The 14519-nt window shown below is 59.4% G+C and carries 10 protein-coding genes and 3 pseudogenes; 4 read left to right on the top strand and 9 right to left on the bottom strand.

The features are described from left to right. Window positions 1-43: 43 nt before the first annotated feature. The 3 genes from IVB24_RS13830 to IVB24_RS13820 all read right to left on the bottom strand — a co-directional run bounded on the left by IVB24_RS13830 (window position 44) and on the right by IVB24_RS13820 (window position 3624). On the bottom strand, window positions 44-430 hold the full coding sequence (locus IVB24_RS13830) for a response regulator (RefSeq protein ID WP_247773222.1): 387 nt from the start codon (window positions 428-430) through the stop codon (window positions 44-46). 84 nt (window positions 431-514) lie between these two features. Then, window positions 515-1192, bottom strand: a complete 678-nt coding sequence (locus tag IVB24_RS13825; protein ID WP_247773221.1) for a response regulator — start codon at window positions 1190-1192, stop codon at window positions 515-517. After that, window positions 1189-3624, bottom strand: a complete 2436-nt coding sequence (locus IVB24_RS13820) for a PAS domain S-box protein (protein WP_247773220.1) — start codon at window positions 3622-3624, stop codon at window positions 1189-1191. The genes IVB24_RS13825 and IVB24_RS13820 overlap by 4 nt, the downstream gene beginning before the upstream one ends. A gap of 710 nt (window positions 3625-4334) precedes the next feature. Between IVB24_RS13820 and IVB24_RS13815 the strand changes: the two genes are divergently transcribed. From IVB24_RS13815 to IVB24_RS13805, 3 genes and pseudogenes are all read left to right on the top strand, one after another. Then, the gene (locus tag IVB24_RS13815) at window positions 4335-4703 is read left to right on the top strand and encodes a hypothetical protein (protein ID WP_247774088.1); all 369 of its coding nucleotides are present in this window, start codon (window positions 4335-4337) and stop codon (window positions 4701-4703) included. Window positions 4704-5534: 831 nt separating this feature from the next. Beyond that, window positions 5535-5948: a hypothetical protein gene (locus IVB24_RS13810; RefSeq protein ID WP_247773219.1), complete on the top strand. Its 414-nt coding sequence runs from the start codon at window positions 5535-5537 to the stop codon at window positions 5946-5948. A gap of 1426 nt (window positions 5949-7374) precedes the next feature. Next, window positions 7375-7620, top strand: a pseudogene (locus tag IVB24_RS13805) (DDE-type integrase/transposase/recombinase); the annotation flags it as partial. A gap of 259 nt (window positions 7621-7879) precedes the next feature. Here IVB24_RS13805 and IVB24_RS13800 read toward each other — a convergent pair. Then, a pseudogene (locus IVB24_RS13800) lies at window positions 7880-8124 on the bottom strand (IS110 family transposase); the annotation flags it as partial. A gap of 276 nt (window positions 8125-8400) precedes the next feature. On the opposite strand from IVB24_RS13800, the gene IVB24_RS13795 reads away from it, so the two are divergent. Beyond that, on the top strand, window positions 8401-9450 hold the full coding sequence (locus IVB24_RS13795) for an MBL fold metallo-hydrolase (protein WP_247773218.1): 1050 nt from the start codon (window positions 8401-8403) through the stop codon (window positions 9448-9450). A gap of 601 nt (window positions 9451-10051) precedes the next feature. Here IVB24_RS13795 and IVB24_RS13790 read toward each other — a convergent pair. The 5 genes and pseudogenes from IVB24_RS13790 to IVB24_RS40045 form a co-directional block, all read right to left on the bottom strand. Then, window positions 10052-10363, bottom strand: a pseudogene (locus IVB24_RS13790) (caspase family protein); the annotation flags it as partial. A gap of 21 nt (window positions 10364-10384) precedes the next feature. Then, window positions 10385-10855, bottom strand: coding sequence for a hypothetical protein (locus IVB24_RS13785; RefSeq protein ID WP_247773217.1), 471 nt, complete (start codon window positions 10853-10855; stop codon window positions 10385-10387). 622 nt (window positions 10856-11477) lie between these two features. Then, window positions 11478-11903: a hypothetical protein gene (locus tag IVB24_RS13780; RefSeq protein WP_247774087.1), complete on the bottom strand. Its 426-nt coding sequence runs from the start codon at window positions 11901-11903 to the stop codon at window positions 11478-11480. 19 nt (window positions 11904-11922) lie between these two features. Next, complete coding sequence (locus tag IVB24_RS13775) at window positions 11923-12144, bottom strand: hypothetical protein (protein ID WP_247773216.1); 222 nt, start codon at window positions 12142-12144, stop codon at window positions 11923-11925. A gap of 1612 nt (window positions 12145-13756) precedes the next feature. Beyond that, window positions 13757-13879 carry a hypothetical protein gene (locus IVB24_RS40045; RefSeq protein WP_256471594.1) on the bottom strand — a complete coding sequence of 41 codons (123 nt, stop codon included), beginning with the start codon at window positions 13877-13879 and terminating at the stop codon, window positions 13757-13759. Window positions 13880-14519: the final 640 nt, after the last annotated feature.

The raw sequence follows: 14519 nt of genomic DNA, 5'->3' as shown, positions 1-14519 counted from the left end.
TTTGAAACTTCTCAACCACTCTCGCCCGAGTGCTGGCGGCCCACTATTTCGTGGCTACACCGGACCCGGACAGAGCGGTCTCCAGACAGTGAATCAGAGCCGGCGTCGAAAACGGCTTCGCGAGAAAGCAGATGGCGCCAGCTTTCAGCGCGCGGCCGCGCACGGCATCGTCAGGAAAGGCTGTCACGAAGATGAATGGCGTGTGGTGACCAAGGCCGCGCATATGCATCAAGAGATCAACGCCGCCCATGGCCGACATCTGCACATCCGCGATCACGCAGGACGTCCTCTTCAATTCTGCCGATTGGAGAAATTCGCGAGCGGAGCCAAAGATGCAGACCGCGTATCCCCGCGACGTCAGGAGATTATTCGTCGCAAGGCGGACTGATGGATCGTCGTCAATGACGGAAATGACCGAGGGGGCTGACAAGATGATCGCTCCTGATCGGGGAGCCGCCGATCATGGTGCAGCCCACCGGAAAATGGGCCCTCGGAGCGAGCTTGAAAAGCATACTTACGTTTGCACGTTTCCCCCTGGGCGTGGGATTCCGAGCGCCTCGGTCATTCTGACGAGATCGGCCAATGACTTGGCGCCCATTTTCCGCATGATCTGTCCGCGATAGATCTTGACGGTAATCTCTGCCAATCCAAGCTCGGCGGCGACTTGCTTGTTCATCAGGCCGGACGCAACCAGGGCGAGGATGTCGCGCTGGCGCGCGGTCAGACCCTCGAAACGGGACCGCACTCCTGCGACCGAGTTCTCGGCATTGCGCCGCCTGCGATCCCGATCGATGGCAGCCTGAACCGCATCCAGCATGTCTTGGTCGCGCACCGGCTTGGTCAGAAAATCGATGGCGCCGCTCTTCATGGCCCTGACGGTCATGGGAATATCGCCATGACCGGTGATGAAGACAATGGGCGTGTGAATGTTGGCCTTCGCGAGGTCCGTCTGGAGGTCGAAGCCGCTCGAGCCCGGCAGGCGGATGTCGAGCACAAGACAACTGGGGACGACCGGCGGCTTGGATTCCATGACCGCCGCCGCTGAGCCGAAGGCCTCGACCCTGAGGCCGACCGATTGAAAAAGATTGGTGAGTGCACGCCGCATCGACGGATCGTCATCGACGATCAGAACGATCGGATCGTCGGCACTCGCCTGTGCCTGCGCCTGCATCGGCTTGGCGTGGTCCGTCACGACGTGTCCTTGTGTGGGAAGGGCAGTGCAATCTGGAACGTTGCACCACTCCCCTCATTGGGAAGGGCCGAAAGCCGGCCCGCGTGAGCCTCGATGATCGATCGGCAGATCGATAATCCCATGCCCAGGCCGCCCGACTTTGTGGTGAAGAACGGGGTGAAGATGCGGTCTGTCACGTCGCCGCCAAGGCCGACACCGCGATCTCTCACGGTGAGGAGCAGGTGGCGGTCGCCGCCCTCCCCAGCCTGACTGGAGCGGATCGCCAGCTCGCGCGGGTGGTCGACATTGGCTTGCATGGCTTCGATCCCGTTCACGACAAGGTTGATCAGCACCTGCTGGAGCTGGATCCGATCGCCGCAGATCTTGGGCAGGCCGGACGACAACTCCATTCGCACCGACACGGCATGGGTAGCGAGCTCGCGCCGAACGAGGGCGATCACCTCCCTGACAACCTGGTTGATGTCGAGCGGAACCATCTCGATCTCGGTCTTCTTGACAAGCGCCCGAATCCGGCGGATCACCTCGCTGGCCCGATTGGCATCCTCGACAATCCATTCCACGGAACGTCGCGCAGCATCCAGATTGGCTGGGTAGCGACCGAGCCAGCTGATACAGGCGTCCGCATTAGAGATCACGGCGGCAAGAGGCTGGCTGATTTCGTGGGCTATCGAGGCGGCGAGTTCGCCGAGCGTCGTGACGCGCGTGACATGGGCGAGCTCGGCTTGCGCTTTGCGTAGCGCTTCTTCAGCCTGCTCGGCGCGGATCGCCGCCGTCACATCGCTGCTGACGCCCCGATAGCCGAGAAAATGGCCGTCCGCGTCATGTAAGGGCTTGCCGCTGGTGCGCACGTAAATTGGAGATCCATTGCGATCCCTGCCGCGGTAAACCAAATCGCGGAATGGGAGGTGGGCGTCGAGCGCCGCGCGATGCTGCTCCCACTTCCCCGGCTCAAGCTCGGCGTCGGGCGGAATGTCCCAACGGCTCAGGCCAACCAAGCCCGCCGGCGCAGCTCTGGCCGTATCGGCGTGTTCCGATATCTGCGTGATGCGGTGATCCGGCCCGGTCTCCCAAAACCAGTCAGACGCAGTTTCAGCATAGTCCCGGAACCTCTGCTCGGATGTCTTGAGTTCATCAAATGCCCTTTGCAGCGCTTCTTTTGCAGCGATCTGCTCGGTGACATCCACGTGGGTACCGATTATCTCCGTCACTTCGCCGTCGCTACTGACGATGGGATGTCCCTCGGTATGGACTCGTCGAATCGAACCGTCTGGGCGCGCAATGCGAAAGTCAACTTCGAAGGGTTCCTTTCGTCGGACGGCCTGACGTTCCACCTCGACGATCCGTTGGAAATCCTCAGGGAGGATGCGTTGTTGGAAAGCCCGCGCCGGTACTTCGATCTTGCCCGGGTCAAATCCGAACAGGCGGTAGAGTTCAGCCGATCGGTAGGCAAACTCCTGACGACGCACATCCCAGGCCCAGCTGCTTGTATGGCTGAGCCGCTGTGCCTCGGCCAAATAGGCCTCGCTGCGGCGCAGCCTCTGTTCCGCCTCCTTTGCAACCGTGACATCGGTGACAGCCCCGACAAATTCAATGAGCCCGGATCCATGTCTGACCGCGCGTGCTACCGAATGGAGATATTTGACTGATCCGTCAGGCATCAGCAGGCGATATTCATGGTCGAAATCCGCTGCTCGGCGGGCGGCTCGATCGAGGGTCTTGCTGACAGCATCACGATCTTCCGGATGGATGCGCTGGACAACAAAATTCAAGGTCGGCTTCACCGATAGGTCGCATTGGAAGATGCGAAAGGTTTCCCTTGACCAGACGATCGCGCCTGTTGCGATGTTCAGGCCGAAGCTGCCGGTGCGGCTCAGTTCCTGGGCCTGGGCGAGGTAGGCCTCGCTCTGGCGTAGCGCATCCTCCGCCTCCTTGCGCTGGGTAATGTTTTCGCAGGCGACCAGCACGATCGGCGTGCCGTCGCCGCGCAGCATCGCCTTGGCGTTTTCACGGACCCAAAGGACTGATCCATCCTTCCGGAATTTGCGAATCTCCCAAGTATGCGACTGGTGCAGGGTTTCCAGGGACAATGCTACCAATCGGCGAACAAAGTCGTGGTCCTCCTCGAAGAAGACGTCGAGCACGGACTGGCCAATCAGCTCGGCCGCGGTGTAGCCCAGCTGTGCGGCGCCGAATGTATTGACGTTGAGCACCGTTCCGGCCCGATCGACCATGAAGTACATGACCGGATTGTGCTCAAACACCTCGCGCCACTGCTTCACGGCGTCGCGTAGATCGAGGATGTCTTGCCGCGAGTCATCTCCGACAGCGGGCCTGTCCTTCTCGCCGTTGCCGAAAGATCGAAGTACCGCGAGGCCGCCGAGCAGCAATTGTGCGGCCGAATTCCCGAATTTCGCGATTTGGCCAGGCATCATCGCAGGCGTCCCGGCTCGCTGGGGCCGCAGCAAGTAGAGCACTTTGCGGCAAGGGGAGCAATTCCCTCCGACCAAGTTAGAACTCCGCGCCGAAAATTCGCGGTGACCGTGCAGCCTGCCGGCCTTGCGCCGTCTCGTTGCGAAGGTGCGGCGGGGTCCGATATCACGGGACAAACTTACGTATAGCTCGCGCATCCCAAGTCATAGCGCACATTTACCTCCGTACAGTTGAGCGGTCCGTTGCATGCGGATTAGTCTCATAACCAATTGAGGGGACGTGATGTGCAAGGCACAAGCCGGCAATTAGCTCGATGTGCCGCTTAAAGCTCTGCGTCCGTTGCCCGACTTGCCGCATTAATAGGCTGCATTTCACGAACGGAGCGTGGATGGCTCTGCGTCAGCGTACGAGCGAATCCACGGCCATGAAGCCGGGAGAGTATGATGTGCGATACGCCTGAACACTCCGAGCGCGGTCCTGCTGTAAAAGGTTGCGCTGTCTGTAGCGGCAAGTTTGGCCTGATCCGATATTATTCCTGGCGAACGCCGCTGTGCTCCAGAAAATGTCTCGATCGCTTCAGGGCGCGTCGCGAACGCGACCGCCGATGGTTGTTCCGATTTCAGGCGGCATGAGGATTAGCCCTTCGATCTGCTCCATCCGCCAATTCTGAACAGGAGGCTGCGTGCTGAACCGTGCTTGCAAGCTCCTCTTGATGATCGCGCTGCCGCTTCCGTTGATAACGGGAGTCGAGGCCGACGAGGTTGGACAGGATGGTGCACATCGTCATTATCCGCTCCAGGATCAGCTTCTGCGCGGAAAATTCTATTCCAGCTGGTGTATGCCCGACAATCCGGTGCTCAGCTGCTGCAACAATGCGGATTGCTATCCGACCGAGGTGCGGTACGTCGACGGCAGGGTCTACGCGCGACGCCGGGAAGACGGGGGGTACATCCTCATCCCATTCCAGAAGGTCGAGCGAAACAGAGACAATCCCGACGGCCGCAACCATCTTTGCGCGCCGCCGCCGTCCGCCTCTCTGGTCGACACGGTCTACTGCTTCGCGCTGGGAGGTGCCACGTGAGATTCATATTGGTGAACGACAGAACCCCTTTCCGCAAGACGTTCTGTCTATGGTGCTGCGAGCAGATCAGCACTGGTTATCTGCGCGACGCCAGGACGCAACTGCCTTACTGCGACTACGAGTGCTACGCGCTTCATGGCGAAGCTGCGCCGTTGATCGAGGGGCGTACGCGAGCGGCGTCTTGAGCGGGCACGTGCTCGAGACGATCGGCGGTGCACCTGCCGGCAGGAGAGGACACGACCTTGAGATTCATGCTCATCAATCATGGACGACCCAGCCACGGCGCCACCTGCAGCGCGTGCGCCCAGCCATTGGGCTCGAGTTACGTCCGGCATGTGTCTACGCGACAGCGTTATTGCGATACGGATCGCTACCGTCGCTACCAGCAGTCGGCCATGGGAATGCTCTGGCCTTACCACAGTTCGATCGAGACGATCACGGTGTTGACGGCCACTTCGAGCTGGAGCTGGCTGATGCAGATGAGCGCGCTCTCGCGCTCGCTGACGGAAGCATTTCTGCGCGCGCACGAACCTTCTGACCACGGAGGGAGGTGACGGCTAGCCGATGCGGGCCGCGCAGAGTGGTCGGCCGCAGTCACTGCATCCAGCTTCGCGCCGCGTCCAGCCCCGGCGTTGCGAAGCTAGGGCGCGGAGGCTGCGGCCGCTGCCGGCGTGTACGGATCGTATCGCGCGACTTATCTCTGAAGTGCGGGTTTCATAAATTTGCCCGAGAGTATACCTTCCCGAAACCACGTCCAGCTGATCATCGCTGTTGCGACACCAGGACATCTTCGCTCCGCACGGGAGGATTACAAGCCGGTCGTCCTATCTCGTGCCGCTCACGGCATCACTTAAGAAGCTGCCTAGCGCGCCCAATCTGGCGACGGTCTGCGTTTGCATCAGTTCGCTCCCAGATCCGGAACGCGGTGAAGCAAAAGTCGCGGGCGTTTCAGATTTACAATCCGAACAGCCGTTCGAGAAACTGAGCTCGTCCATCGTGACGACAAAGCCTGTTTGTTGCTTTGTTCAAGATGATCAGCGGGGTCCAAAAGTGTTTGATGTATATCGCAATGACAAGCGTGACATTGCTCGTTCTAAGCACAGGCTCTGCCGTACCCGTGCTTTTTCTGCACATAAGTCGCGCAACGGCAGAAAAACAGTTCTCAAGGTCAGTGACGAAATTAAGTCAGCCGTTCAGGCACAAGGCTATTATATCCGCAGCTTGCGGCCGCCAAGGAGCGAATGATCGAGATAGAGTAGGCCGGCGCGGTGTTCTCCACCAGGAAGCTCTACAGCGTCATCGCCTGCCAAGCCTCCATCCTCGCGCTCAACCGAGTCGCACGCCTCTCAAAGTCGCAGCGTGCATCATGGCAACAATGGCTATGGCAACGGCGGCAGTGACGGTAGCCCCAGCCTGATAAGGATCGCTGACAGCCGGGAGGCGGGAACGCTTTGCCGATTGCCAAGTTTTCCGGACGCCCTTCCCCAAGTGCGACCCGGATTGGCCCCCGCTTCACCGCCCATTGCCCCGGAGCCGCTGTTTTGGAGCCTGTTGGAGCGGGCGCCGGAATATCATGCGCTGCTCCTTTCCATGGAGGAAGGCGGCAGCGCAATCAGGCGTTCCCAGACCGACAAAGGCCAAACACTGTTCGGTCCTGGCCGAAGCGTACGCTTCAATCTAGCGAATGACCGTGGTCGTAACTGACCAGACGCGACGAAAAGCCCGGCCAGCTACTCGCGTCGGCTGGGGCCGTGCGGGTCACTCCGACACCGCAGGGATCTATCGCTCCGTTGTTCCTGCGAATTCGGATAGGACTCTAACATCCCTGTCTTAGGCCGTGCACTATGGCTGGGCCCTGCTTGGCGAGCGGCGGGTTACTCCCCGTGTTCATTCCGGTCTAACGTTCGAATGAGAGCAAGTTGTCACGAGCAGCATGGTTCGGCTACATTGCCAATTGGACCCCAACATGGGTTCAAAGACTCCGCGTGGAGTGCCGATCGCTATGGTCGTACCAGCCGTCACTAGAATAACCGCTGCCAAAGTGAGCATTCGAGAGATTGTCCAATTGATCTTCATGGCGCTTCCCTCCCGCTGAAGCGCGCACGCTAGCCTTGGCGACGCTTGCCGCTTGTGAACTACATCACACGGCTTCCTCAAGGCTGATCACACCTGCGTGCAGGAGGCCCGCCACAATGAAGCGGCGCGCGGCCGCTCCCAAGGGCGGCTTTGGGAGCCTTGGAGCACCACCCGCGTTGAGAACGAACCCCCGGGGTGTGGAGGAGGTATGATGTCCGCCGTCCCGTTGGACGTCCGACGGCGGTTGGAACAGCGGTGGGCCGCGAAGTTCTTCGTGCTGAGACAGAACTGACTCGTGCTGGCTCGTTCGACCGTACACAACATTGCGGGTTACGAGGCTCGAGTCCGCTTACCCGACCGATGTAGACCCGCCCTCGGGCCGGCCTTTCTTTTTCTTTCTTGAGCGCGGCCTGGATCCTGCTTTCCGGTCGCCGGTCTTGGTTACTGCTCACTGTGACCATTTGCGTGGATATCACTACGCGGCCGCAACGCATCCCTGAGCACACTATGATGTCCGACACGCCCGGTTGGAGGTCTCTTCTACGAGAGGCAGCAATGTCAAAGCGTTTCACGATTGGAGCGGTGGCGCTGATTAGTACAAATTACGGGACCAAACCACCTCTGGGCCATGGACATCACGTACATCCCGATGGCTGGTGGCTTGTCTATCCCCCTGTGGTGTTGGACTGGGCGACCCGCCGGGTTCTGTCGTGGCGGACTGTCGATCACGATGGAGGCGGCCTTCTGCGTCGAGACGCTCGAGGATGCTCTGGCGCGTCACGGCAAGCCGGAGATATTCAACACCGATCAAGGCTCGCAGTTCACCGACACGGACTTTACCGGCGCCTACTCGCCAGCAACGGCATTGCCATCGGCGACGCCACACCGGATCAAGCCTACCAGCCGCCATTCCGCTTGGCGGCCTAACCCCGGCAGAAGCTCCACTTATCGAGACGGAGATTCTGTTCGGACAAACGGGACCAGCTCTATCGGCCGCGTCGCATTCCAACATTGCACCAATTGATGTGACAAACTCGCGCCCTGCGACTGACAAGCAATCCAAGTAGTTCTGCGCATGCTGAAACAGCCGGGAAGCCCTAGGGCTTCACATAGGCCGGAGGCATAATCGCACCGTATGCCCCAACGCCTGCAGCTCGCGCGACCAATAATGCGAGGACGCGCAAGCCTCGATCCCCACGAGGCACGGCGGCAACTTCTCAAAGAAGGACAGCACGAAACAGCGCTTGAGCTGACGGCGTATGATCACTTGGCCGGCTGCATCGACCCCATGCACTTGAAAGACCGACTTCGCGATATCCAGACCAATCGTTGAAATTGACTGCATAGGCTGCTCCTCCGAATCGTGGGAGCCTTAAACGGCGCCCATTGTTTGGCACTCGCGTGCCCGTGGAGGAGCCGTCCACAGCATCAACAGCAGACGAGCTAATAGCCCCGAGTGTCACCACCATCCATAGGTCAGCAGCTCTCACCTGAAGAACCTCCTCTGAGATCGGCGATTGGCATCACCATGACGGCGGCGTACTGTGGCCTTCGCGCTTCAAAAAATTTCGAACCGGTTGCTCGATTATTGTTTTTCGAGAAACTAGTAAGGAGTATCCTCATGAAGCTTCGCTTGACAATTCTAAGAGCAGTAGGACTGTCAATCCTCATTTCGATGGCCGCTCCAGCCAGTGCCGCTGCGCCCAACTCCGAAGCTCAAATCACTATCCTGTACGATGCTTTCGGAACTGATCCCTCGATGTCTAAGGACTGGGGATTCTCTGCGCTCGTTGAGGTCGGCGGAAAGAGAATCTTGTTCGATACAGGGAATGACTCCGACATATTTGCAACCAATGTGAAGGCGAAGGGAATTGACCTCAAAACGCTTGATTTCGTTATCCTGTCGCACCGGCATTCGGACCACATGGCGGGCTTGAATTATGTTTTGAGTGTAAATTCCGCGGTAAAGGTCTACGCACCTAAAGAAGGGTTTGGCATCTACGGCTCTTCGCTGCCGTCGAGCTTCTACCGCAAGGACGATAGTTTGCCGCCGGAGATGCGGTACTATGGCGGCACCCCACCACAAACCATGAAGTTCGGCGCGGCATGGCGAGGGACCAATTTCGAATTGATTGATACGACCACCGAAATCGCTCCGGGCGTGACACTGATCGCATTGGTATCGGATGTTCCAGGCACCAGAGAGCTCAAGGAGCTATCTCTGGCCGTCAATACCTCTGAGGGGCTGGTGTTGGTCGTGGGTTGCTCCCATCCAGGGATCGAGAAGATCGTCAAGGCAGCGGTAGCCATCAATCCTAGGATTAATCTGATCGCCGGAGGCTTCCACCTTGTTGTCGCGCCAGACGAGGTTATCGCAAAGACGGTAACGGCTCTGAAGGATACGTTCAAGGTAGAGAACGTTGCCCCGGGGCACTGCACGGGCGAGCCAACCTTCTCGGCATTGAAGAAAGCTTTTGGTGATCGCTATCTATATGCGGGTCTCGGCACTACTCTCCCGCTTGGAGCGAAAAACAGCTCGGACACGCGCCGTGGCGAAGGTCCGGCGCTGCAGCAAGACGACCTCGCTACCTACAGCAGGCTCGCGCGACGGGAAGATCCGTTTGGGATCCTGCAGGCGCGAAGCCTCCGACCCAAGGCTTCGCAGTTATGAAGATGTATCTCTAGCACACGATGATGAGCCCGCAATCCGAGCTGGGTCCAACGTTAGGCCGACAACTGTGGCGGCCTACGCTGACCGGCTATTTCTCGTGGACCTTCCCAAACGATCGGACTGCATCGTCCGGCTGTATAGCTCGTGTGTTCTGCGGCACACCGGCAGGTCCGCAACCAGTCAAGATCCGAAGAGCTCAACCTGAGCAAATCTGGTCCGCGTACCTCGGTGAGCGGACAGTCAAGCGGCCGGGCGCGACTTCCCAAATGGGCCACAACCGGCCTTCCTTTCGTGCCTGTCACTTCCCGCAACGCGCAGTGGAATGCAGGGGAAGATGGAACCGCACGGCGCGACTAGTGATCCGTCCAAACGCTTAATCAAGGGGCACAACGACCCGTGGTCGCGTAGTTTTTCTGGACTGCGGAGCAGTAGACCGAACATCCAGGGCCGGGCCCGCCAGCATTCTTTGCACATCGCGAGGTGCAAGCATCGTAACTGCATCCTCCGCCGGCGGCTGCTGCGGAAGCCGCACTGCCCTGGTCATTTCTCTGGACGCCCTCGGTCGAGCGTGTCGGCTTCTCAACCGGTCTTCCCCCACCTTCGCCTCCGGCTTCTCCCGTTCCCGCTGACGTTCGCAACTCCCATCGTCGGTCGGGCGAAAGCCAACGCGGCACATGATCTTGATGCAGCGGTCGCCATCTGCCCGATATCCGAACTCGCATATTAGCGGACACACCCGGCCTGTCTTAGCCTTCGCCGCATCGAGGGTGTCGAAGCTCGGAACTTTTGCCTCGAACTTGGTTCCGGCATACTTGTTAAACAATGTCACCGAGCGCTGCGACGACGCATTCCAGTCGCCGTCGGCGGTCGTCGCCAGACATCCTACCCGGCGCAATTCCGATTGGAGCAGCTTTGCTGCCTCCTGCGAGCATCTTCATCCAAATCGCTTTGCCACTTCGGCAACGATCAAATCCCGCTCCTGTAAATGAGCCTTTTGAGTCTCAATCAGGGTGTCAAGGACGGAAAGCGCGAGAGTAAGATCGCGTCCCTCGCGCTTGAGTCGGTTTATCAGTGTCTCTTGCAGGGTGATGTGTTGCTCGCCTTCATGAAGGCGACGCTCGGCCAAGGTCAACAGTGCGCGGAGGCGCGGCAACGGTCTCCCTTGCCTTCGCTCTGGCTCAAAGCGACCGAGCCGCCGGGGGCCATACCACACTTCGATCGGTTGGTTCGCCACCCCGGCAGAACCAAGCTGAAGAGCTTCTTCCGCGCTGCCGCACTCGATCTCCTGCACATCGAGCGTCTTGCCCCAGTCGTCGAGAGTAAAGATATAGCAGCGCATCAAACTTCGCAGCTGTTGCTCAGCCAAGGAATTCCGAAACTGGCCTAGACGTTCCTTCTGAAGCATTCACTGGCTCAGCACCTTCGGTGCGTCCTCTCGGTTCCCCGAATTAACGTCCCCTCTGGATATCAAGCTTAATCTGAACCTCAGATTGCGGCGAGCCTTCCGCGGATTACCTTGGCGTATCGGACATTGCCCCGTCCGGAACCACCCATGGCGAAGTCGGCGCGCCATCATATTCGGCGCGTCGGCTTCGTTTGATTGCAGGCCGTTTCGTTTGATAAACCACCCCGACCACGAACGGCTTGATCTCGTCAAGATGCGTTGGCAACTCACCGCACTGCGTTCGCAACACTCCGACAATCTTCGAATAGCGTCTTTGTTGAACCGCTTCCTCGTGAAGATCGCGTTTCTGTCAGAGCCGAGGGACGTCGCGCACGCCCAACATCTGCGGTCTGAGTTCGCACGAACGCTACAAAAGGTTGAAGCGATCGCCTCGCGGTCCCCACCCGCAAAGCCATCAGAGGTTTTTTAGCCCAAGTAATACTAATGCACGGACATTCTTGCGTCGATCTGGCCCAGCGCCGATGCTCGATGCAGTCGCGAAGTCGTCCTCGGCTCGCGTACTGGTCCGTTCGCGGCGAGGGGCCGCCGCCGTCACAAGGGACGGCACCGCCCATGATCAGATCTAGTGAGCGCGCCGCACTGCTCGAGGCACAACCGGTAGTCTCGGAGAAAACGACTTGGCAATCGCGAGAACTGCGGCTTCGTCGGTTTCGAGCGCGATCTTCTGGGCGAGCATCACATCGCCAACTGCCAATGCTCGTTCAGGAAGGAAGCACCACCCCGTCTTAGGCTCCAGTGCTTCATCCAGCTCCACAACATTGCTCATGGTGCCCTGATGAATTCGGTATCTCCGGCCAGTAAGAGAGCCAGTGACTTCGAAAAAACCATTGGCATCAAACTGAGCGCGTTGCTCAGGAGATAACCATTCTCGCAAAAGACGACGCGCACACGCGTCCGGGCCATTTTGCTCGTTGAAGCTCCGATAGAACGCACGCAGGGCATGCAAACTCGCTCGCCGGGCGACGCCGTTGCGTCTGAACAAAAACATCATCCGTGCTGCGACCGTTCTAACCGCCGACCAGGTGCGGATAGAACAGCGTTTCGTCCGCGGTTGGATCAAACGAACGTATCACCTTGAGATCGCCGACCGCCGTCCGAGTGGCAGCGGTAAATCCCCGGCCGGTAAGCTTCTTGAAGCGCCGCTCAGCCTCGGCGAGCTGCTTGGGGTCGGCTTGCTCAAAGAAATGTCTGCTGTCGCCTGTGTGGTCCATCACGATCTGGGTAGCCATGGAAGACAACTCCGCAATGCCTCGCCCCTGATGAAAAACAAACCTCGCCCCGGTGAATAGTGTTCCTGCTCTCGGCAGATTCATTGTGCCTTCTTGTTAGTCGGCGGTCCTCTAGCTCCCGGAGTTGGACGAAAACCTGATCCGCCGCGCCCCGGTGCCGGCGACCCGGTCGAAGCTGATCGCGAAGCGCAAGGCGGCTTATGCAGCAGTGCATCCGGAGGCGCGACAGGGCGGCCGTCCCGGCAAGGCCGGCGGCCGGCCGAGAAGCGAAGGTGGCCAACTTGGCCAGCTTCGTCGCTGACACGTTGCAGACCGTGCACGGCGTGCCGGCGACAAACTGCTCGCGAAAAAAGGCCGCAGGACCTACCCGGCCCTGCGGCCTGTCCGGGAAAATTGAGTGTTTACGTAATGATCACTTCCAGCCCGGTTGGCGACGAAGCTTCCAAAATCTGGCGGTGACGTTGAGTCCCGAAATCATGTCCGAGTCGGAACACAGTGGAGTGTGGCGGCCACGCTACATTAATGCACGTTTGCGGGAATTTAGATGGCCGCAGTTAGCTTTGTTGAACATGCGCGAGCGTTAAAGCGAGGCAAATTTCAGGACCAAATATTTAGTACGGCATCGACATCAGCCGGTCGGGACTTCGATCAGCGAGACTGGCTAGGCTCGGCACACGTTTCGGCGAGGACAGTATGCCGAGCGGCCGACCGTCATAACTCGCCAAGGGTGCAGCGGGCTCTCAGGGCGGACGCTGCAGACGATGAGACCCCCTGACAAAGGCGCAGCGTCTTTGCTGCAGGAGGCGAGCGCTCGGCCGCGCACCCGCCAGTACGCTACACGGCAGTCAGGGCACATGGTCCGGGAAAACCGGCATCCCCGCATTAGCGTAGGTGATCACGAAGCCCCTCGCTGGGCAAATCGGAGGTAAGTCCATCGCGCGGTTTCCCGCGGGGGGCTTCGGCGCGCATGTTCTTTTCCTGGGCCGTTGCCAAGCCTCGACGGTCTGGCGCCTCGGCCTCAGCTTCCAAGCCTAGCCTTGGGGCTGAGGCCGGTTTTGAGGTGCTGTGGAGATTACTCAAGGAACGTTAGTCGCGCAGGGCTGTTTGTCTCTCGGTATCTGTCATCCCCCCGTGGATACCGCAAAAGGCTCCAGCCGTTCTCTGCCCTCGGTTGGGGCCTTTCCTTTCGTGCATTCTAGCGCAAATCTAGACTGTCCTGCCGGGACCGCGCGAGTGCTTCGCCTGTTCCTCAGCGGAGGCTCCGTCCAGGATCTCCGGCCGCCTACAGCGCATAACGGCTTGGGCTCCTCTCGCGTAAGGCCCGAAGCAAAAGAAGAAATTAGTCGCAGGCCTCTTGCCTCCTGACGCCGCTTTTTCCAGCCCACTTACCGTTTTCTGACTGGAAACAGACCAACTTGTAGGTGCATATTGGGCGGATGCAGGTGCCGTGCCCCAAATGCAAAGTGATCGTCGCTATTGGCGCCACCAAGTGGTTCTTTGACGGCGGCGAATGCAGGGAGCTTCGCGGTACTGATGCGGGCGATGCTAAGGAATATGAAAAGTGCCCGGTCCTGATCGAAGCGGTTTCTAAGGCCGGGAAGAATTCCACCACCTAGCCGAGGGCCATAGCCTCGACATGATTGCCCATGAGCGATGCGCCCACGGGTATCCTTTCCTGTAGGCGGATGTCCCGTTCGATCGCGAAATCGGCAAGCTTCAGCAACAGCATGAGCATGACCACGTTCTGTTGTCCCGGGCTGATCGCATGGTCGAGCCGATGGGAATCGCCGGCCCGCAGCTCGGGGTGACGAATCCCGGACCTCGGGGTCAGAGAACATTCCGTGATAGAACCGCAGCCTTAATCCCCTTGATCTTTTCGCTGACGAAGCGCGAGGTGATATTCCCGAGCGCCACGGCGTGGATCAGCTTCTTGTGGAACAAGGCTAGCTCTGCACGTCGGGGATCACGACGTGCAGCATGTAGTCGACATCCCCGGTGATCTGGCAGAATTCTACGTGGACAACCGCGTCGCTGCCGGCTTCGCCCTGGCTGAGCGCCTGCCCTCACCTGCTCGACACCAACCGGACGGCACAGTTCGCGGTGGCGCGCCGGCTGTTCGAACGGGCAGTGTCGTCGACGCGCGGGTGAAACTCCGCACTTTCTGGTGGGCGCCCCATCGCTTCAGGACGAGCGGCGATTGAGAACTCCTGTGGGCTTGAGACGGGCTCGACTGAGATCAGCATGCTGCTTGGCCGTGTGCTTAGCTCGTCGTGACGAGTCCGCTGCCGCCAGCTCTGCGGCAAAATGAGAAGAACTCAACGTGGGCAACTCTAGTCCGCTCTGCCTCACTGAGCGGACATCCATGAGGCGGCAAG

Source organism: Bradyrhizobium sp. 192 (assembly GCF_023100965.1).
GTDB lineage: Bacteria > Pseudomonadota > Alphaproteobacteria > Rhizobiales > Xanthobacteraceae > Bradyrhizobium > Bradyrhizobium symbiodeficiens.
This window is presented reverse-complemented; position numbering and strand designations above follow the sequence as displayed.